Raw genomic sequence first — 19,572 nt, forward strand, 5'->3', positions numbered from 1 at the left:
CTAAACCGATTTACTAAACCGATTTAGTAAAAATGAAATCATTAGGGAATGAGAAGGATTATGCCAATCAATAAGGTTACGATAGGCGATGTCGCCAAACGAGCGGGCGTTTCTAAAAGTACAGTCTCCCAATATCTTAATGAACGGTTTGATTACATGGGGGAGGAAACACGCTCGAGAATAAAGGAAGCGATTTCGGAACTGAACTACCAACCGAATGTAGTTGCAAGGAGCCTGAAGAAGAAGAATACATCGACGATTGGAGTCATTGTGGCCAATATCCTTCACACTTTTTCGACACAAGTGATCCGGTCGATAGAAGATGTCTGCAGTGTTGAGAATGTTTCTACGATTGTGTGCAATGCAGATGATGATCCGCAGAAAGAAAAGAAATACATCGAGACGTTGCTTGCTAAGCAAGTGGATGGTTTGATTGTATTTCCGACGAGCGGGAATATGGAAATTTACCAACGCCTGATTGACGCGAAATTTCCGATTGTATTCATGGACCGTCTCGTTGAAGGCATAACGGTGGATACAGTTATGCTCGATAATGAAAGGGCTTCCAGGATGGCCGTAAATCATCTCGTTCAAAACGGATACGAGCGGATCGCCATCATCACAGCATCATTGATCGAGAATGTGACCCCCCGTATCGAACGGATTGAAGGTTACAGGAAAGCACTCGAGTCCCATAAATTACCTGATCGTAAAGAATATATCAAAGCAATGGAAATTCAAGAACTGAAGAAGGGCATCAAGGAACTGTTTTCATTAGAGGAGCCGCCGCAAGCCATCATAACCGGAAACGATTTGACCTTGATGGAGTTCCTGATGTATGTCACCGAAAATGAGATCAAAATCGGCAGGGATGTCGGCTTAGTGACGATCGATGAAGTATCATTCGCGACGATCCACTCTCCGTCATTGACAACAATTGCCCAACCGACATTCGAAATGGGTACGAAGGCAGTTAACCTGTTACTCAAAAAAATTAAACAAACTGATGAAACCGAACCAGGTATTTATCGATACCCACCGTCAATAATCGCCAGAAAATCAGCTGAGAAGGAGGGGATACTAAATGAATGATGTGATTACAATCGGGGATGCGATGATAACGATGGACCCAGCGACAACAGGTCCACTTCGATTTGTAGATACATATAAACGCAAAGTCGGAGGAGCAGAGCTTAACGTTGCAATCGGGTGTGCGAGACTTGGTTTGAAGACAGGGTGGATCAGCCGATTAGGGAACGATGAATTCGGCCGTTACATTTACAATTTTACGAGAGGTGAGGGGATTGATGTTTCTGAAGTCCACTTGATGGAAGGCTATCCAACATCCTTGAACTTCAAAGAAATTCTCGAAGATGGATCAGGGAAAACCTTCTATTATCGTCAGCAATCGCCGACACTTACCTTGAAACCGGAGTCATTGGATGAATTGTATTTTAAGAAAGCGAAACTGCTTCATATTACTGGGGTTTTCCCTGCTGTCCATGAACAGAACAGAGCGATTATCGATCATGCCGTTCGACTGGCAAAAAAATACGACCTGAAAATTTCAATGGATCCGAACATTAGGTTAAAGCTTTGGAACAGAGAAGAAGCTCGAAAGACATTGCTTCGATGGTTGCCGGATGTCGATTATCTTCTGACAGGTGTAGACGAAGCGGAAATCCTTTTCGGAACAGATCATATTCCGGAAATCATCAAACATGCCAAACACTACACCATTTCACACCTTTTTCTGAAGCTTGGTGAAAGTGGATCGGCTGTGTGGACACAGGAAGACTTTATGGAAGAACCGGCTCAAATCGTTCCGAAAGTAGTGGATACGGTAGGGGCTGGGGATGGATTTGACGCAGGTGTGCTTTTTGGTCTCCTGAATGACTGGGAACTGCCGAAAATACTGAAGTTTGCCAATATCATCGGTTCGATGGTCGTTACTGTGAAAGGGGATAATGAAGGACTGCCATATTTGGAAGATGTCCTTAGGAAATTAGATGGAAAAAAAACCATTGAAAGGTGAGCAACTGGAGATCATTGACACTGAAAAAACATCAGGTACTGCCATGATAATGAAGGAGGTGATCCAATCTATTGAAACAAATACATTTTCAAATATTTAACGAATTTCGGCAGATTACAGAGGGATTGGATGATGAACAGATCAAGCCCTCTAAAGAGGAATGGCAATAATCAGAACGTATTTTTAACTACTTAAAACCCTAAAAAGCATAAGGAGGATTCACAATGAAAAAGTGGTTCAGTTTATTGATGGCTTCAGTAATGGTTTTCGCTTTGGCTGCCTGCAGTGGGGCGAATGAATCTACAGATGGTTCAGAAAAAACGACAACTTGGAAATTAGGACATCTCGGAAATGAAGATCACGTTTGGCATAAAACGGCCGAAAAATTCGCAGAGCTGGTTGCTGAAAAAACAGACGGCAAATTGGAAATCAAAATTTTCCCGAATGAACAATTAGGCGGGGAAACAGAAGTTCTTAACAGTATCGAATCTGGGACAGTCGACATGACGATATCAGGCGAAACGATGCAGAACTGGGCTCCAGAAGCCGCTCTGATGGCTGTTCCCTACGCGTTCAAAGGACAAGATCATATGAAAAAAGTGGTTGAAGGGGAAGTCGGTGCCGATATTGAAAGCGCAATCAAAGAGAAAGTAGGCGTTACACCGCTTTATTATCACATGCGTGCGCCACGTAACTTGACGTCGAATAAGCCGATTGAAACACCAGAGGATCTTAAGGGGTTCAAAATGCGTGTGCCAAATGTTCCATTGTTCATGGATGCATGGAAAGAAGCCGGAGCCCGGCCGCAAGTTATGGATTTCAGTGAAGTGTTTACAGCGCTACAGCAAAATGTGATCGACGGACAAGAAAACCCGGTTGATCTGATTCATAGTGCAGGATTTAATGAAGTTCAAAAATATGTAAACAAAACGGAGCACGTTTATTCCTGGATCTATGTCGTAGTAGGAAACAAACAGTTTGAAGCACTGGATGAAGAGACACAAAATGCAGTGAAGGAAGCGGCTGAAGAAGCTCAAGCTTACGGCCAGGAATTGTTTGAAGAAGAAAATGCTAAATATGAGAAGGCTTTGAAAGATGAAGGCATGGAATTTGTAGAAGTAGACAAGGAAGCGTTTGCTGAGGCAATGAAACCTGCTGTCGAGAAGAGTTTGTCTGAAGAACAGCTCAAACTATACGAAAAAATCTTAGAATCGGCTGAATGATCATCATAAGGTTGGCTCATCTGTGACTCACCTTCCTGTTTTTCAATAGGAGAAGCAGGGGTTTTATATGATGCAATGAGCCAGCCACATTCAATAATTAGAAAAGGAGAGAGCTGTATGCTAGCCGTTAAGATTATGAGTCGCATCCTGAAACTTTTGACTATCCTTTCATTTTCTGCCCTTATCGTGGTTGTTCTGATGCAAGTGACCGGGAGGTATACCCCGGTAACCTTCGTATGGACAGAAGAGCTCTCTCGTTTTCTATTTATCTTTTCAATTGCCTTTGCGGCACCTGTTGCGATGGAAAAACGAGAATACGTGAGGGTTGACCTGCTGATAAGCATTTTACCTGAAAAAATAAGAAGGTATTATGATGCCTTGATTTATCTTGTGTTAGGTATTTTTTCGGCTTCGATGATCAATTATGCCTACCAATTTTCATTGGCCGGACAGAACCAATCTTCGGCAACCTTGACGGTCAAGATGTTTTACATTTATTCAAGCATGACGATTATCTTCATTTTTTTAGCATTATACAGTTTCCTGAACATCTATCATGTCATTAAGCAGAATAGCGAAAAGGGTGTAGAACAATGATGGCACTGATCCTTTTTATATCATTCATCGTCCTTATTTTCCTTGGGATACCGATCGCCTTCAGTTTGGGGATATCCTCACTGATCTATATTCTAATGGTTGATATTCCGCTCAGCATCGTTCCTCAAAAGATGTTCGAGGGCATCAATTCATTCGTCCTGCTATGTATTCCTGGGTTCATTTTAGCCGGTAACCTGATGAATGCTGGAGGAATCACCGAAAGGATCATCGCCTTTACCAATAACCTTATCGGGCATATCCGTGGCGGGCTTGGACTTGCGAATGTAGGGTCTTCCATGGGATTTGCCGGCATATCCGGAACAGCCCTCGCGGATACGGCAAGTATTGGGTCGGTATTGATTCCGGCTATGAAAAAAGAGGGATATGACGCCCCGTTTTCTGTGGCAGTGACGTCGTCCTCTTCGACAATCGGGCCGATTATCCCGCCGTCATTGCCGATGATCATTGTCGGTACTTTAGCAACCGTTTCAATCGGTGATCTGTTTTTAGCAGGGACGATTCCCGGCATTTTATTAGGGATCGGACTGATGATCGTCACGTATTTCATTTCGGTTAAACGTAAGTATCCAAAAGGGGAGCGCCAAAAACTGACGACGATTATAAAGTCGTTCTGGGGTGCGTTCTGGGCATTGATGATGACGCTGGTCATCCTATTCGGCATCCTGAGTGGTTATTTTACACCGACTGAGGCTTCCATCGTAGCTGTCGTATATGCGTTGTTAGTCGGAATGTTCATCTACAGAGATTTGAAGGTCCATCAGCTGCCTAAGATCCTGCTGGATTCCATGGTTAGTACGGCTGGAATCATGGTCCTTGTCGGGTTTGCCAATCTTTTCGGATGGGTACTTGTCAGTGAACAAATCCCTCAATTGGTTGCGGATACGATTCTATCAATCTCTGAAAATCCGATCGTGGTCATTTTACTGTTGAATCTATTGCTTCTGTTCGTGGGGACGTTCATGGAGACGATTGCAGCCCTCGTCATCCTATTTCCTGTATTGATGCCAGTTGCGATCCAGGTTGGCATGGATCCAGTCCATTTCGGTGTCATGATGGTATTGAATCTGATGATCGGCCTTTCAACACCGCCAGTCGGGGTCTGCTTGTTTGTCGCATCCAGCATCGGGAAAGTATCGATCGGAAGAGCATCCGTCGCCTTGCTGCCGTTTTTAGGCGTAAGTCTCGTCGTCCTGTTGCTCGTCAGTTTCGTACCTCAATTAACAATGTATCTGCCAAGTCTATTTGATTAGGAAAAAATAGGGGGAGAGATCATGAAAGCCATCCAGGTTTCAGAACCAGGCAATATCAGTGTAGTAGAAGTTGAAGAACCTAAACTGGAAGGGTCAAATCAAGTAAAAATTCGGATGAGGGCGATGGGGATATGCGGATCGGATATGCACATCCTCCATGGCGAAAATCCATTTGCATCTTATCCTCGGATCATCGGTCATGAAGTAGCCGGTGAGGTGATGGAGGTTGGCAGTTCTGTTTCGAGAGTCGCTGTTGGCGATAAAGTCGTTGTCGAACCGATGACATCTTGCGGAAAATGTTATGCTTGCAGACAAGGCAGACCGAATGTATGTGAAAATGTTGAAGTTTATGGCGTTCATCGGGAAGGCGGCGGAAGGGAAGTCATAGTCATTCCTGAAGACCTTGTCCATAAGGTCGATGACAGACTGGACTGGTCCGAAATCGCATTGATCGAGCCATTTACAATAGGGGCACAGTCCGTTTACCGCGGTGATGTGAAAGAAGGCGATGTTGTCTTTATCATAGGTGCAGGGCCGATCGGTTTATGCTGTTTGAAAGTAGCGAAGGAAGCCGGGGCGATGGTAGCGATTTCTGATTTCAATGAAGAGCGATTGGTCTTTGCTGAAAAGTGGGGAGCGGATTTCACCGTCAATCCAGGTGCCAGCAATGTGAAACAACTGATCATGGAATGGACAGAAGGCATGGGGGCCAATGTTGTCATCGATGCGGTCGGGCTCCCGCAAACAGTTGAACAGGCAATCGAAGTGACATCGGTTGCGGCACGGGTTGTACTGCTAGGCTTTCATGGTTCACCATCACAAATATCCCAGGTGGACATTACAAAAAAAGAACTGACGATCTGCGGTTCACGCTTACAAACGGATCGCTTCCCTATCGTCGTCGATCTCTTCAATTCCATGAAGTTCGATGTGAAGGATCTTGTCAGTCATGAGTTTCCTATCGAAGAAACCGAAAAAGCATTCAAATTGATGGAATCCCCCCCATCCTCAGTCCGTAAAGTCGTCATCAAGCTGTAAGTCGGTGCCTTCAGTTGGTGCCAGGCACCATTCAGAAAGCCTTACAGGAGAAGGGATCCAAAATGGTGCCTGGCACCGAATGCCAGCCCTAGAGCCGCAACGGTTCTCAAACGGTGCCTGGTACAGCGATGGTACAGTTGATCATTTAAGGAGGTTTTGCTTATGAAGCATTCTATTTTGGCGGAGATTTCGGATTCTAAAGTTGTGGCTGTCATTCGTGGTCAAAATCCGGAGGAGGCGGTTCAATTATCAAAAGGGGCGATAGAAGGCGGAATCCGTGCGATCGAGTTGACGTATACCACCCCTCAGGTTGACGATGTTTTCCGGCAATTACGAAATGAAGATGTCCTATTGGGCGCTGGATCGGTTCTGGATCCGGAAACAGCACTCCATGCTATTTTATTGGGTGCCAAGTTTATCGTCAGTCCACATTTCAATAAAGGAATCGCCATTTTATGCAACAGACATGGTATTCCGTACATGCCAGGATGTATGACGATCCGGGAAATGGTTGAAGCATTGGAAGCGGGATGCGATGTACTTAAACTTTTCCCGGCGAACCAGTTCGATCCATCATTCATCCGGTCGGTAAACGGACCGTTGCCGCATGCCCGTCTCATGCCTACTGGAGGAATCAATCTGGATAATATAGAGGATTGGCTCGAAGCGGGAGCTGTGGCATGTGGGATCGGCAGTGATTTGAATAAAGAGTATCAACAGGGTGGTTTTGATGCTGTCGTGAAGCTTAGTGAAAAATATGCAAATAAATGCTGAACACAGAGGAGGCCAGTCATGAACATCACATTTCGCTGGTATGGCCGGGACAATGATACGGTCACCCTGGATCAGGTGAAACAGATTCCAGGAGTGAAAGGGATCGTTTGGGCTTTACATAAAGTTCCGGTAGGAGAAGTATGGAAGAAGGAAGATATCCTTGCTGAAACAGAATACATCCAGTCATTCGGATTTCATACGGATGTCGTAGAAAGTGTAAACGTCCATGAATCGATCAAGTTAGGTGACAAGGACTGTTCCAGGTACATTGAAAACTACAAAGAAACGATCCGAAACCTTGCTGAAGCCGGGGTGAAAGTCATCTGCTACAATTTCATGCCGATCTTTGATTGGACGCGCACTGAAATGTTCCACCCATTAGAAGATGGGTCGACAGCGTTATTTTATGAAAAAGAAAAAGTAGAACATTTGGATCCGAAAGATCTTTTACAAACCGTCTCTGAAGCATCTGACCTGACATTACCTGGCTGGGAACCTGAAAAAATGGAACACATTTCTGATTTGTTCGATGCTTATAAGGATGTGGATGAAGAACAACTATGGAGGAACCTGGAGCACTTTCTTAAGGAAATCTTGCCAGTTGCAGAGGCAAACGGAATAAAAATGGCGATCCATCCGGATGATCCACCGTGGTCTATTTTCGGATTGCCTCGAATCATCACAGGTGAAGCAAGCTATGAAAGACTGCTGAAGATTTCGGATTCACCATCCAATGGTTTTACAATGTGTACTGGTTCAATGGGTGCGAACCCTGCAAACGATATGGTCCAAGTGGCGAGGAAATATGCTGGGCGTGCACCTTTTTCACATATTCGCAATGTGAAAATCTTTGAGAACGGGGATTTTACAGAAACCTCCCATTACACACAGGATGGTTCAATTGACATTAAAGGTGTCGTTGAAGAATTGAGCAGGCAAAATTATGATGGGTATATGAGACCGGATCACGGCCGCCATATATGGGGTGAGAAATGCAGGCCAGGTTATGGGCTATATGACCGCGCTTTAGGGATCATGTATTTGCTCGGACTATGGGATGCTTACCGATCAGAGAGAAAGGATGAGGAAATTGATTCCCAAACATGAAAACTTACAAGATAGGGTAGCCGTCATTACTGGTGGAAGTGGAGTGCTATGTTCCAGGATGGCGAAAGAACTATCACGCCACGGTGTAAAAGTAGCAATCTTGAATCGAACAGCTGAAAAAGGACAAAAAGTAGCCGATGAAATCCGCCAATCTGGGGGGACTGCCATCTCAATCGCAACTGATGTATTAGAGCGGTCGTCTCTAGAGAGTGCAAGAGAGGAAATCATAAAGACATTCGGCCGTATCGATCTTTTGATCAATGGTGCAGGCGGAAACCATCCTGACGCCATCACAGATTCAGAAAAATATGAGGACGACGAAGAGGAAAAATCGTTTTTCGATCTGGACGAGAACGGATTCAAAAGCGTCTTCGACAGTAATTTCGTTGGATCATTCCTTGCTAGCCAGGTATTCGGCAAGGCACTTTTGAAGGCGGAAGCTCCTGCAATCCTGAATATCTCTTCGATGAGCGCCTACTCACCTATGACGAAGGTTCCTGCTTATAGCGCAGCAAAAGCTTCCATCAACAACTTCACTATGTGGATGGCCGTACATTTTGCTGAAGCAGGGTTAAGAGTGAATGCGATCGCACCAGGCTTTTTCTTGACAACTCAAAACAAAAATCTACTACTTAAAGAGGATGGCAGTCATACGGCAAGGTCAGAGAAAATCATAACTAGTACACCGATGAAGCGGTTTGGGAAACCCGAAGACCTGCTTGGGACGATGTTATGGCTTGCAGATGAATCCTATTCAAGCTTTGTAACAGGTGTCACCGTTCCGGTAGACGGCGGTTTCATGGCATATTCAGGAGTCTGATTGATTAAGAAGCACTCTCGTTGATATTAAAGAGCTCCGTTTTGGGGTTCATAACTAAAAAATGACATTAGAAATGTCCCGTGAATTGCACGGGACATTTCTAATGTCAAGGGTTAAGAAACATTTAATAAGCAAATGACAGAATAATTGACACGCCGGTTTCATTCGTACAATCGTTATTGTACAATCCAAAGAGTTTGTCAAAATGAGTACCGGTTTTGATGACGTTTTTGATGTCATTATTTCTTTGACAGTTCTTTTCTTGTGGTAAAATAAGGATATATAATCGAGTTTTGCTATTCCATTAAAGGTCCAGATTGTTTAATAATAGAAGGGATATTCGTACGAAATTCTTCTCAATGCTACCGAGTGCTCATTAAACTTAGCAAACGCTCAGCCGTATCCGTTGAAGCTGTATAAATCATGATCTTCAGATCCGGATTGGTCGGCAGTTGCAAGGTCACATGTTCAAATTCCATTTCTCCGATACGAGGATCGTAGCTCTGTTTGTGCCGATCTGTTATGGTCTGAACGTCATAAAGCGGCCATATCTCGCGAAACAGCTTGCTGATCTGCATAAATTCCTCAATAAGCTCCTTAAACCTCTCATCATTAGGGAAGTGAGCGTAATCCGCACGAAATTGTGCAATCAAGACTTGTGCTCCGGCTTCCCAATCCTTTATGTTTGATCCTAGCTTGGCATCTGTCAAAAGATATCTCATCCAATTGAGTCTCTGCTGCGTATTATTTGAAAATGAGGGTAATCTGAAAACTAGCTCAGCTGCTTTGTTCCATAGCAGCAAATCCCAACATCTTCCAATCACGAATGCCGGATTCGGTTCAAGAGCCCTTATCGTCCGTTCCAAGCCTACATTTAATTGCTGATCTTCTACCTTTTCCTGTTGTACCGGTCTTGCAAGAAGATGGAGATGGTGACGTTCATCCTCAGTCAATCGCAGCGCTTTTGCTATGTTATTTAGTACATCCTCTGATGGATTGACACTTCTGCCCTGTTCCAAAGAGGTATACCATGATGTTCCGATATGGGCAAGCTGGGCCACTTCTTCCCTTCGAAGCCCCGGGGTCCGTCGTCGTCCATAGGATATTATCCCTGCATCTTCTAGAGTAAGACGTTCTCGACGCGAACGCAAAAATTCACCTAACGAAATTCCGGAAGAAACCTCTTCCATTTATAACTCCCCCTTATCCTGACACTTCCAATCATACGATAAACGCAGGAAGGCAGTTACGTACACATCCTATTATACTGCATGTAGGACGTATAAAAAACTTAGGAGGATTTGCAGAATGAACATTTTTGTAACAGGAGCTACAGGTAGAGTAGGAAGCCGTTTTGTTCCGCGTATGTTACAACGCGGTCATCACGTTAAACTGTTGGTTAGAGACGCTGCAAAGGCGGATTGGCTTCACCAGCTAGGCGCTGAAGTTTTAGAAGGCGATCTTTTGCAGCCGGATAATTATGTTGACGCTCTCCGGGGCACTGATGTTGTGATTCACTTGGCAGCACAGTTCCGTGGTGTAGACGAGAACACCACCAGAATGTCAAACTTCGATGGCAGCATAGCTTTAGCTCGCGCAGCGTTGAAGGCGGATGTGCCAAGGTTTGTTTTTTCCAGCACCAATAATGTATACGGTGCGGGGGATCATTCGAGACCAAACCGAGAAGATGACGAGTTGAGGCCTGCCTATCATCCTTATCCTCAATCCAAAGCTGATGCCGAAGTGGCGCTTCTACGGCTTCATCGGGAACAGGGATTAGGATTGCGCATATTACGGCTTCCATTTGTCTATGGTGAGCACGATCCCCATATCACGGAATTTCTGCCGTTATTGCGTAATTGGAATCCAGCCAAACGATTCTCTATGGCACACCATGCGGATGTAAGTCAAGCCCTGATGCTCGCAGCTTCCACACCAGGTATTGATGGCCGAATCTACAATGTTGCCGACGATGCGCCGATCGCCGTTGCGGAAATGTTACAGTTTCATAATAGCGAAGTTTCGTCAGAAGCGCTGCAGCAGGAGTTTCATCCATGGGACATGATCGTCGATACAACGCGTATAAGAGACGAGTTACATTATCGACCGCTTTTCCCGTCGTTCTATTCGGCAAGAGATGCAGGTGCAATTTAATAAAATTGAAGGTACCCAGGCAGTATTAAAGTGGCGCTTTTTTAGAGCGATTTTTTTCATATAATTCAAATTTTTGTTATTAAGCAAACGGTCGCTTTTCTGAAATAAGGAAAGCGTCTTTCTTCATGAAAAGGGCCAGGATTCTGGAATAACGCAAGTTTAATTATTTTTGGGGAGAGGTTTAATGGATTATATAACATTCTTAAGGGATATGGTTGGGAATCCAATACTCTGGATCCATCCACAAGACTTTGTGCAAACTTTTTTCTTCTTAGGCAGACTTTTTTCTCATTCTTCAAACTTTATTTTGGTTTGAAATAGATAATATTCATCTTAGTTACTCAGAAGGATTTTAATTTTTCCGTTCCCTATATATAAAGTTCATACATTTCGAATTACATGATCCTTAATTTCCGTAAGGATTGACAATACTTTCGATAGTCTACTCTTATCAATCAAGAGGAAATGAAACCAGTACCTTTGTCCATTTCCCATACACACTATCAATTTCTATTGTACCTTGATAAATATCTAATAACCTTTTGGCAATCGATAGTCCTAGCCCATTCCCACCATATTTTCTACTTCTTGCCTTATCCACACGATAAAAGCGATTGAGTACAAAAGGTAATTCTTCTTTCGGGATACCCACTCCATAATCTTTTACCTCAATCGTCAATTGCTTTTCTGTATGTCTTACATTAATCTGTATGACCTTCTCATTTGTTGAATATTTAATGGCGTTGTCTAATAAAATGATCATTATTTGTTCAAGGTGACTTTTAAGAATTTTTATAGTAAAATCCATATCAATATCTATAGTGGAGAATATTTCAAAATCATTATTTGTTGTTTGGAAGTTTTCAACAATATCCACCAAAATCTCCTTTATTTTGACTTCTTCCAATGAGTTCATATTTGTAGAGGATTCTTCTACTCTTGAGAGAGTCAATAATTCCGAAACAAGATGAATAAGTCTGTTGGTTTCATTTAAACTTAAATGAATTGAGCGTTCTAATACTTTGGGATTGTCTTTACCCCAACGATTGATAAGCGATAAATGCCCAAGTATGATGGACAACGGTGTTTTTAATTCGTGGGACGCATCTTCTACAAATTGTTGTTGCTGTTGAAATGACTTTTCTAAGTTATCCATTAATTCATTAAACATAATCCCTAACTCTGTCATTTCATCACGTTGCTTATTAATTTGAACCCTTTCTTTCAGGCCATTTTCTTTTATTCTTTTCATTGTTCTAATCATTGAATTAATTGGCTTTAACAGTTGAAATGAAATAAGTCTGCCGCCAAATAAACTAAGGAGAATTCCACCCAGTCCTGTTACGATAACCAACATAAATATTTGATTAATCAAACTATCAAAGTTCTCTAAATTGCGAACTATTTCTACTGTTCCTTTAAAGCCATTTACTTCAATTGGCCTCCTAAATATCAACAAACGATCACCTTTTGGAGAAAATTCCACTAGTTCTTCTTTTGTCACATTTTTCGGGGATACCCAACCTTGTGGTACCTCGTCCGATATCGTAAATAACGGAGAATTGTTTTCCTTCACGATCCTTATCAGTTGATACTTTTCATTCAAGACGTCTAAATAGTGTTCACTTTCCGAAACATTCCCTTTAAAATTTGAATCTTGAATGTATGCGGTTACTTCTTCCATCTTTTTTTGAATGGTTTGTTTCTCTTGATTAACTACCCAGTTCTGAATGACAAAATACTGTGAAATATTATAAGAAAAAAATAAAAATAGCATTAAAAGGGCAGCCCATAAAGTTAATTTCCATCTAATGTTGATGCTTCTTGGAATTAAATCTTTTAAGTTTCTCATTCTCTCATCACATACCCCATCCCTCTCATCGTTTGAATATAACTTTCTTTATCTACAGAATCTAGTTTATTTCGAAGATGTCTTACATAAACATCGACGACATTTGTTTCAATTTCTGCATCATAACCCCAAATATTTTCTAGAAGAACCTCCCTTGTTAAGACACGATTAATATTTTTCATAAACATAAACAATAAGTCATATTCCTTTTTCGTTAATTCTATCAATTGTTCGCCTTTTTTTAATAATCTTGATTCAATATTTAATTCTAAATCTTTAAATGAAAAAAGCAGGGTAGGCAAATCATTTCGTTTTTCTTCTCTTCTCATAATGACTCTAATTCTCGCCAGTAATTCCTCAATCGCAAATGGTTTTGGGATATAATCATCAGCGCCACTATCAAGCCCTAATACCCGGTCCATTACGCTGTCCCTTGCTGTTATCATAATAATCGGAATATCCTTTACTGCTTTTAATCTTCGGCAAACTTCGATCCCGTTTAACTTTGGCAGCATTAAATCTAAAAGGACAACATCCCAATTTCTTTCTAATGCAAGTTCAAGCCCCTCTCTTCCATCATAAGCAGCCGTTACATTGTATCCTTCATGCGTTAACTCAAGTACTATAAATTCCGATAATGCTTCTTCATCTTCAATCACTAAAATATCCAAATTCATGACCTCCAAATGTTACTTTTCTATTTTGTATTACTTTCAGGATTTGATTGAAATGACACTATTATCTTAAACCAAAAAGAATAGTTATGATACAAAATACAATTAATTGAAATTAGTGAGCTCATGAAATGAATAAGTCCTACTTGCATAAGCAAGTAGGACCCTATTTGAATTTACTTAATTACTCTTATTCACTATCACTCTCGGAATCATTTTCATCATCCACATCAACTTTTAAGACCTTACCTGTTTTGGCATCTACTTTTACATCATGTTTTTTTCCTTGATCGTCTGTTATTTCAACACCATAAACAACGGTTCCATCTTCATCTTCAAGTTCAGTATCCGTTACTTGGCCTTTTACTTCTTTTAATGCAATAGTTGTACCTTCTTTAGCCGAAATTTTTGCTTCTTTTTCTAATTGTTGCTGCTCCTGTTGATCAGAAACTTCACGATCTTTATCTTCTTTCTCTTCCTTTTCTCCCTTCTCATTTTCTTCTTCATCATCAGCCTCTACTTTTAAGACCTTACCTGTTTTGGCATCTACTTTTACATCTTGGTTGTTCCCTTGATCATCAGTAACTTCAACACCATAAACAACTGTTCCATCTTCATCTTCGAGTTCCGTATCCACTACTTTTCCTGAAACCTCTTTTAATGCGGCAGAAACAGCCTCTTCCTTAGTGATGGTTGCTTCTTTTGCCAATTGTTTCTGCTCCTGCTTATCTGTTACCTCTACCTTATTACTATTACTATCATTATTTGCTGCAAATGCGGATGTGTTTAAAAGAGAGCCTGCCATACCTCCTCCTACAATTGCTGCTGCCAATGCGGGTACTATAAACTTTTTCTTCATTTGTTTTCCTCCTCATATTATTTTGTGGTACATCCTTATCTTAAGCCTCTACCATGAAGTGAGTCTGAATTGAATTTAAAATTAAAATAACCTTTTCATGAAAAAACTTTCATTTTTAAAATTTATTTTGTGTGTGCTTTTTCCTCCATTACGGATGCGATTCATCTTCCTTTTAATAATGATAGCTTTGAGGGTATAACCAGTACTTTAGCCATTCACCATTTCAATGATCTTAAAGCAACTTTTGAAGAAGCGTATAGAGTTCTAAACAAAGGGAGATTTGTCATTTTTACTTCCTCCCCTAAACAAATGAACAATTATTGGCTCAAAGAATACTTCCCGAATGCTATTGATAAATCCGCCGAGCAAATGCCTAATATTTCTAAAGTCAATAAAACATAAGGCAACAGTTTCATAGATGTTAATAGTTGTAGAAGGAGAAGGATTGGTTAAAGGTAAAGACCGTGTTGCTGTACCTATAAGAAAGGGACAACTTGCTTTATGGGAACCAGGAGAATGGCATGAGACGTCCACGGAAACCGGGATGGTTGCTATTAATATCGAGTCTGATAAATTGAAACCATTTAAAACCTTATCATTAGTGGCGGAGTGAAATTGTTTACAGAGTATTTCTATTCAAGAAAAGGAGGCTTTTCAGGAATAACTATAAAATAAAGAGATGGCAATAATGTATCTTATATTGCCATCTCTTTATTTTTTGCTATGGATTTATTTCGAGAGTTATTTACATATACACTAAATAATGCAAAAACTAATATGATTGATATGCCTGATAGAGAATGATAGGAAGTAGCTATTCGAGGATCAAAAAATTGAAAAGCAAAAGTAAATATCGGAATAAAGGATAGTGACATCATAACAAAGAAGGTTTCAGAATGTTGTATACCGATTTGCAGAAAATATAAAGGTATAGCAACGCCTATCATGGATACTATCAAAATCCATATCCAATTTGATGTTAATTGTCCTGGCAGGTTCCCTTGGACAAGAGAAAAAATTAATGATAATACAATAATGGCATAAAATCTATGAGCTAGTATTTTGGTAGAGTTCCATTGCGCTACACTAAGTTTTTTTGAATATATAGCTGCAAGAGCTGCAAAAAAACCACATAACGTAGCCGAGACAAGTCCTATTGCGGCGAGTGGTATAGATTCAAAAACTAATCCTGAGTTCCCTTGCAGCGTAGCTAAAATTAAAAATAAACTTCCAATTAACGCTCCAACTCCAGTAAATAGATCTATTCTATTTACTCCTTTACGATAAAGCACTTTATTGATGATTAAGAATGATATAGGTCCAACACCAATTTCTATGGCACCAACAATGGCGGGTTCAATATACTTTAGAGCGAAATAAAAACTCATAAACACACCAGCAGTGCTAAGGTTAATACCTATAATATCTTTGAAATTCTTTTTACCGATCCTAATGTTCTTTGGATAATTTCTGAGCTGAATACCATGGAAAAACAATCCAGTTATAAAAAAACTAATAAAGGTAAAAGTGAACGGACTTATTTCCTGTACTTTATTTGAATAATAGACATTGCTTCCAGCAGTCAATAATGCTGAGACAATCAAAAATATTGTTCCATATGTTGCATAGGTTTTAGTTCTTCTCAATTTATTCATTCCTTTACAAGACTACACTTTCCTTTTCGTGTAATATTTCTACAATTCTAAATTTGGAAAGTATAGATGTCAATATATAGAATAGTAAAGGTTACAGAAACTGAATATTTTTAAGAATGTCTTTCAGATTATCTTGATTTTATGTCTTCATGAAAAGGGCGCAATTGAGAAGTATTAGAATTGGTTCGTATTCCAGAAAAGGGGGCTTATCCACAATAAGGGTAAGTCCATTTTCTGTGAAATATTAATTGAGTTAGAACTTAATATTTGAAATAATTGGCACTAGGTAAGATCAGATAATACCACTTTTATGAGGAGGGACATTTTGTTTTATCGAAGAAAATTTTATATTGTAAAAAATGAATTTGTAGAAGTATAATGCACACTTTAATAATACAAACTTACCTAATCAGCTAAAACATGGTGCGAGATTTATTGGTCGTTGGATGAAAGAGAACGATGATTATACTACCGAAGTTTTTGCTATTTGGGAGTATGATAGTTATGAGGACTATAAAGAAATAGAATCAAATGTCAGAAGCGATGAAGCTCATGTTAAACGTGTCCAAGACTGGTATCAACAACATGGTGGGAAAGAGAACGTATTCAAAGAATACATACTAGAAGTCAGAAATGAAGAGATAACATCAACCGTAAAGTGAAAGTTGGAGGAAAAGTATGAATGGTGATGAATTATATTTTGTAACCGTAGTATACGTAACAAATGATGTTAAAGGTCAATTAACTGTTGATAAATCTGAGTCCTACGAAGTTAAATACTAATTTGGATAGATTACCAGAAGGTTTAACCGAAGAATATCGTAGCTACATCACACCATATATTACAAATTTGGTTGAAAAAACCCCTTATTTTTGATTTTGCACCTCTAAACGGAACCCTTTGCGTTGATACGAGGTGTTTTTATATCGATTTATAAGCCGAATTTTGATTTTATAGCGGATCCACTAATTTATAAGCTAAAGCTGGAATATATGAGCCAATTTGGAGGATATATGAGCCGATACCATCCGAATTGATAAAATATTTTAAAAATTAGAAATAGTGAGTTATGAAGAATAAACAAGAGGAAATGCCTCCTTAACTATTAAAGAAGCCCTAATACAATGTTTTACAATCTACCATTTATTTCTTTACACTAGGTTAATAAGTTAACTTAACAAACTAAACGGTTACAGTAAGGAGTTAAAGGAATGCAAAAGGGGAATGCGGCTTACATCAAAAATATGAATACAAAAATCGTATTGGATTGCATCATCGAGCATGAGCCGATCTCAAGAGCCGAGATTTCGAAAAGAGTTAAAATCAGCAAACCGACTGTGTCGCAGCTTGTGAATCAATTGCTTCTAGACGGCTATGTATACGAGGTCGGAATGGGAAGTTCTACAACTACAGGAGGGAGGAAACCCGTTCAGCTCTGTTTCAACGCACGCAATGCTTATATTATAGGGGTCGATATCGGAGGGTCGAAAGTAGCTTCTGGATTAACCGACCTAAAGGGAAACGTACATACCTATCGGGAATTTCCTACCCAGGATTTTTTAAATAAAGACTTATTCAAACGCCTGAAAAAGGACGTCCAATCCATGCTGGATGAACTTGAATTGACTAACAGAGACCTTCTGGGACTCGGAGTCGGCATAGCTGGTGTGACAAACGTGGAAAAGGGGATTGTCGTTGAAGCACCTGCTTTGGAATGGGAGAACTTCCCGATCAAAGAGAAGCTGGAGGCGCATTTTGATTTACCGATATTCGTAGACAACGATGTCAATATTACGGTACTAGGCGAACATTGGATTGGAGCGGGCGAGGATAAATCCAACATCATCTATATATCCATCGGAACTGGCATCGGAAGCGGGATCATCCTTAATGGAAGCCTGTACCGAGGCAGCAACTATAGCGCCGGTGAAATCGGTTATCAAGTAACTGACAGAATAAGGGCACGAGATTTCAACCCCGTTGTTAAAGGTTTTGGTTTCCTTGAAAGCATGGCAGGAGGGATTTCGATTGGAGAACAACTATCAGAAAGAATCAATAAAAAAGTCACAGCTAAAGAGGCTTTTGAATTGTCAGATAAAGGAGATGAAGATGCAAGGGAAGTCATTGACTTTGCGATCGAAAACCTCGGGATCGGGATCTCAAACTATATCTCCTTGTTAGACCCTGAAATTATCATATTGGGAGGTGGTATCAGCGGATCGTATGAACGGTTCAAAGGAAAGATTCAAGATATCATTGGAAAATTCACCCCTGGAAAATGCAAGGTGATTCCTACCAGCTTAGGAAAAGAGGCTGGGGTGATTGGAGCAAGTGCACTGTTCCTGAAGGAATATGATTCAATTTTCAAAATTTGAGAGGGAGGTTTTCAGATTGAAAATTACTAAAAAACACACGTATCGGTCATTTCTTTCTCTATTCGTGTCCAGTATGATCCTGGCTGGCTGCATGGCAGGTGAGGATGGCTCGGACGAAGGGTCTTCAGGAAATAATGACAGCGGCGATCTAGAAGATAAAGTTGTTGTGTATTCTCCCCATGGTAAAGATATTTTAAGCGAATTCGAAAAACAATTCGAAGCAGAGTACGACGTAGATATGGAATTTCTTGATATGGGTTCACAAGAGGTTCTCGATCGTGTCCGCTCTGAGAAGAACAATCCGCAGGCTGATATATGGTGGGGAGCCCCTCAAGTCATGTTTGATGAAGCAAAGGCTGAAGATCTTCTGATGGAATATAAACCTACATATGCTGACTCATTAGATGACATGTACCATGATGAAGATTGGGCTTGGACAGGTACTTCACAGACTCCAGAAGTGATTTTGTACAACAATAAGGAGCTTTCTGAAGAAGAGGCACCGAAAGATTGGGATGACCTTCTCGACCCTGAATGGAAGGATGAAATCATCATCCGCTACCCACTGGCTTCAGGGACAATGCGTACGATCTATTCAGCTATGATCTACCGTTCCTATAAAGATAGCGAGGATCCTAAAGAAGGGTATGAGTGGCTTCAAAAACTGGACAAAAACACGAAAGAGTACAGCGCTAATCCTGAAGTCATGTATAACCAGGTGGCAAAGGGAGTCGGTACGATTTCTGTATGGAACATGCCTGATACAGTCATGCTTGCTGAAGAAAAAGGCTACCCATTCAGTTATGTGATTCCGGAAAGCGGCACCCCGGTCTTGACAGAAGGGATAGCTATGGTGAAGGATGCCCCTCACCCAGAGGCAGCGAAAGCCTTTTATGAATTCGTCAATACGAAGGAGGCTGCTAAGCTTTTGGCTGAAAAATACTACCGGATTCCGACACGTGATGATATCGGCGATCTTCCGGAATGGATAGAAAACACGGAAATCAAACCGATGGACATCGATTGGAAGGTGTTCCAGGAGAAGGAAGCAGAATGGATGGAACATTGGGATGAAAATATCAAGAGTACAGATAAGGACAAGAGCGAATAACCCGTTCTTTGTCATTTTATAAGATG

19 protein-coding genes and 1 pseudogene are annotated in these 19,572 nt (G+C 40.8%); 15 read left to right on the top strand and 5 right to left on the bottom strand.

All coding sequences use genetic code 11. The annotated features are described in order from the left end of the window. The first annotated feature begins 66 nt into the window (after positions 1–66). The 9 genes from L1611_RS10000 (at position 67) to L1611_RS10040 (ending at position 8,865) form a co-directional block, all read left to right on the top strand. Positions 67–1,092, top strand: a complete 1,026-nt coding sequence (locus tag L1611_RS10000; RefSeq protein WP_236313281.1) for a LacI family DNA-binding transcriptional regulator — start codon at positions 67–69, stop codon at positions 1,090–1,092. Further along, on the top strand, positions 1,085–2,035 hold the full coding sequence (locus L1611_RS10005; RefSeq protein ID WP_236312954.1) for a sugar kinase: 951 nt from the start codon (positions 1,085–1,087) through the stop codon (positions 2,033–2,035). Before L1611_RS10000 ends, L1611_RS10005 begins: the two co-directional genes overlap by 8 nt. A gap of 224 nt (positions 2,036–2,259) precedes the next feature. Further along, positions 2,260–3,258, top strand: coding sequence for a TRAP transporter substrate-binding protein (locus tag L1611_RS10010; RefSeq protein WP_236312955.1), 999 nt, complete (start codon positions 2,260–2,262; stop codon positions 3,256–3,258). A 117-nt stretch (positions 3,259–3,375) separates the two neighbouring features. Further along, a complete protein-coding gene (locus L1611_RS10015) occupies positions 3,376–3,855 on the top strand; it encodes a TRAP transporter small permease (protein WP_236312956.1) in 480 nt (159 codons plus the stop codon). Next, positions 3,852–5,126 (top strand): TRAP transporter large permease, encoded by a 1,275-nt coding sequence (locus tag L1611_RS10020; protein WP_236312957.1) that lies wholly within the window; start codon positions 3,852–3,854, stop codon positions 5,124–5,126. Before L1611_RS10015 ends, L1611_RS10020 begins: the two co-directional genes overlap by 4 nt. A gap of 21 nt (positions 5,127–5,147) precedes the next feature. Beyond that, a complete protein-coding gene (locus L1611_RS10025; protein WP_236312958.1) occupies positions 5,148–6,164 on the top strand; it encodes a zinc-binding alcohol dehydrogenase family protein in 1,017 nt (338 codons plus the stop codon). A 156-nt stretch (positions 6,165–6,320) separates the two neighbouring features. Further along, entirely contained in the window at positions 6,321–6,938 is a 618-nt protein-coding gene (locus tag L1611_RS10030; protein WP_236312959.1) for a bifunctional 2-keto-4-hydroxyglutarate aldolase/2-keto-3-deoxy-6-phosphogluconate aldolase, read from the top strand. A gap of 18 nt (positions 6,939–6,956) precedes the next feature. Beyond that, positions 6,957–8,045, top strand: a complete 1,089-nt coding sequence (gene uxuA / locus L1611_RS10035; RefSeq protein ID WP_236312960.1) for a mannonate dehydratase — start codon at positions 6,957–6,959, stop codon at positions 8,043–8,045. After that, complete coding sequence (locus L1611_RS10040) at positions 8,029–8,865, top strand: SDR family oxidoreductase (protein ID WP_236312961.1); 837 nt, start codon at positions 8,029–8,031, stop codon at positions 8,863–8,865. Before uxuA ends, L1611_RS10040 begins: the two co-directional genes overlap by 17 nt. A gap of 362 nt (positions 8,866–9,227) precedes the next feature. Here L1611_RS10040 and L1611_RS10045 read toward each other — a convergent pair whose 3' ends face one another. After that, complete coding sequence (locus L1611_RS10045) at positions 9,228–10,055, bottom strand: helix-turn-helix transcriptional regulator (RefSeq protein ID WP_236312962.1); 828 nt, start codon at positions 10,053–10,055, stop codon at positions 9,228–9,230. A gap of 118 nt (positions 10,056–10,173) precedes the next feature. Between L1611_RS10045 and L1611_RS10050 the strand changes: the two genes are divergently transcribed. Next, positions 10,174–11,019 carry an NAD-dependent epimerase/dehydratase family protein gene (locus L1611_RS10050; RefSeq protein WP_236312963.1) on the top strand — a complete coding sequence of 282 codons (846 nt, stop codon included), beginning with the start codon at positions 10,174–10,176 and terminating at the stop codon, positions 11,017–11,019. 451 nt (positions 11,020–11,470) lie between these two features. Here the strand turns inward: L1611_RS10050 and L1611_RS10055 are convergent, their stop codons facing one another. The 3 genes from L1611_RS10055 to L1611_RS10065 form a co-directional block, all read right to left on the bottom strand. Then, positions 11,471–12,871, bottom strand: a complete 1,401-nt coding sequence (locus tag L1611_RS10055) for a HAMP domain-containing sensor histidine kinase (RefSeq protein WP_236312964.1) — start codon at positions 12,869–12,871, stop codon at positions 11,471–11,473. Beyond that, entirely contained in the window at positions 12,868–13,548 is a 681-nt protein-coding gene (locus L1611_RS10060) for a response regulator transcription factor (RefSeq protein ID WP_236312965.1), read from the bottom strand. The genes L1611_RS10055 and L1611_RS10060 overlap by 4 nt, the downstream gene beginning before the upstream one ends. 187 nt (positions 13,549–13,735) lie before the next feature. Next, positions 13,736–14,404, bottom strand: a complete 669-nt coding sequence (locus L1611_RS10065) for a PepSY domain-containing protein (protein WP_236312966.1) — start codon at positions 14,402–14,404, stop codon at positions 13,736–13,738. Positions 14,405–14,533: 129 nt separating this feature from the next. On the opposite strand from L1611_RS10065, the gene L1611_RS10070 reads away from it, so the two are divergent. Further along, positions 14,534–14,806 carry a class I SAM-dependent methyltransferase gene (locus tag L1611_RS10070; RefSeq protein ID WP_236312967.1) on the top strand — a complete coding sequence of 91 codons (273 nt, stop codon included), beginning with the start codon at positions 14,534–14,536 and terminating at the stop codon, positions 14,804–14,806. A 43-nt stretch (positions 14,807–14,849) separates the two neighbouring features. Further along, on the top strand, positions 14,850–15,017 hold the full coding sequence (locus tag L1611_RS10075) for a hypothetical protein (RefSeq protein ID WP_236312968.1): 168 nt from the start codon (positions 14,850–14,852) through the stop codon (positions 15,015–15,017). A gap of 82 nt (positions 15,018–15,099) precedes the next feature. On the opposite strand, the gene L1611_RS10080 is transcribed toward L1611_RS10075, so the two are convergent. Continuing rightward, positions 15,100–16,050, bottom strand: a complete 951-nt coding sequence (locus tag L1611_RS10080; RefSeq protein ID WP_236312969.1) for a DMT family transporter — start codon at positions 16,048–16,050, stop codon at positions 15,100–15,102. 334 nt (positions 16,051–16,384) lie between these two features. Here L1611_RS10080 and L1611_RS10085 point away from each other — a divergent pair. From L1611_RS10085 to L1611_RS10095, 3 genes and pseudogenes are all read left to right on the top strand, one after another. After that, positions 16,385–16,721, top strand: a pseudogene (locus L1611_RS10085) (NIPSNAP family protein). 550 nt (positions 16,722–17,271) lie between these two features. Beyond that, entirely contained in the window at positions 17,272–18,435 is a 1,164-nt protein-coding gene (locus tag L1611_RS10090) for an ROK family transcriptional regulator (RefSeq protein WP_236312970.1), read from the top strand. A gap of 16 nt (positions 18,436–18,451) precedes the next feature. Further along, positions 18,452–19,546, top strand: a complete 1,095-nt coding sequence (locus L1611_RS10095; RefSeq protein ID WP_236312971.1) for an extracellular solute-binding protein — start codon at positions 18,452–18,454, stop codon at positions 19,544–19,546. Positions 19,547–19,572: the final 26 nt, after the last annotated feature.

This window comes from Pseudalkalibacillus salsuginis (assembly GCF_021646685.1).
GTDB classification, from domain to species: domain Bacteria; phylum Bacillota; class Bacilli; order Bacillales; family Fictibacillaceae; genus Pseudalkalibacillus; species Pseudalkalibacillus salsuginis.

Coding starts and splice junctions, on each gene's coding strand:
- L1611_RS10005 (WP_236312954.1), top strand. CDS start 1,085: ATGAATGATGTGATTACAATCGGGGATGCGATGATAACGATGGACCCA.
- L1611_RS10010 (WP_236312955.1), top strand. CDS start 2,260: ATGAAAAAGTGGTTCAGTTTATTGATGGCTTCAGTAATGGTTTTCGCT.
- L1611_RS10015 (WP_236312956.1), top strand. CDS start 3,376: ATGCTAGCCGTTAAGATTATGAGTCGCATCCTGAAACTTTTGACTATC.
- L1611_RS10020 (WP_236312957.1), top strand. CDS start 3,852: ATGATGGCACTGATCCTTTTTATATCATTCATCGTCCTTATTTTCCTT.
- L1611_RS10025 (WP_236312958.1), top strand. CDS start 5,148: ATGAAAGCCATCCAGGTTTCAGAACCAGGCAATATCAGTGTAGTAGAA.
- uxuA (WP_236312960.1), top strand. CDS start 6,957: ATGAACATCACATTTCGCTGGTATGGCCGGGACAATGATACGGTCACC.
- L1611_RS10045 (WP_236312962.1), bottom strand. CDS start 10,055: ATGGAAGAGGTTTCTTCCGGAATTTCGTTAGGTGAATTTTTGCGTTCG.
- L1611_RS10050 (WP_236312963.1), top strand. CDS start 10,174: ATGAACATTTTTGTAACAGGAGCTACAGGTAGAGTAGGAAGCCGTTTT.
- L1611_RS10055 (WP_236312964.1), bottom strand. CDS start 12,871: ATGAGAAACTTAAAAGATTTAATTCCAAGAAGCATCAACATTAGATGG.
- L1611_RS10060 (WP_236312965.1), bottom strand. CDS start 13,548: ATGAATTTGGATATTTTAGTGATTGAAGATGAAGAAGCATTATCGGAA.
- L1611_RS10065 (WP_236312966.1), bottom strand. CDS start 14,404: ATGAAGAAAAAGTTTATAGTACCCGCATTGGCAGCAGCAATTGTAGGA.
- L1611_RS10090 (WP_236312970.1), top strand. CDS start 17,272: ATGCAAAAGGGGAATGCGGCTTACATCAAAAATATGAATACAAAAATC.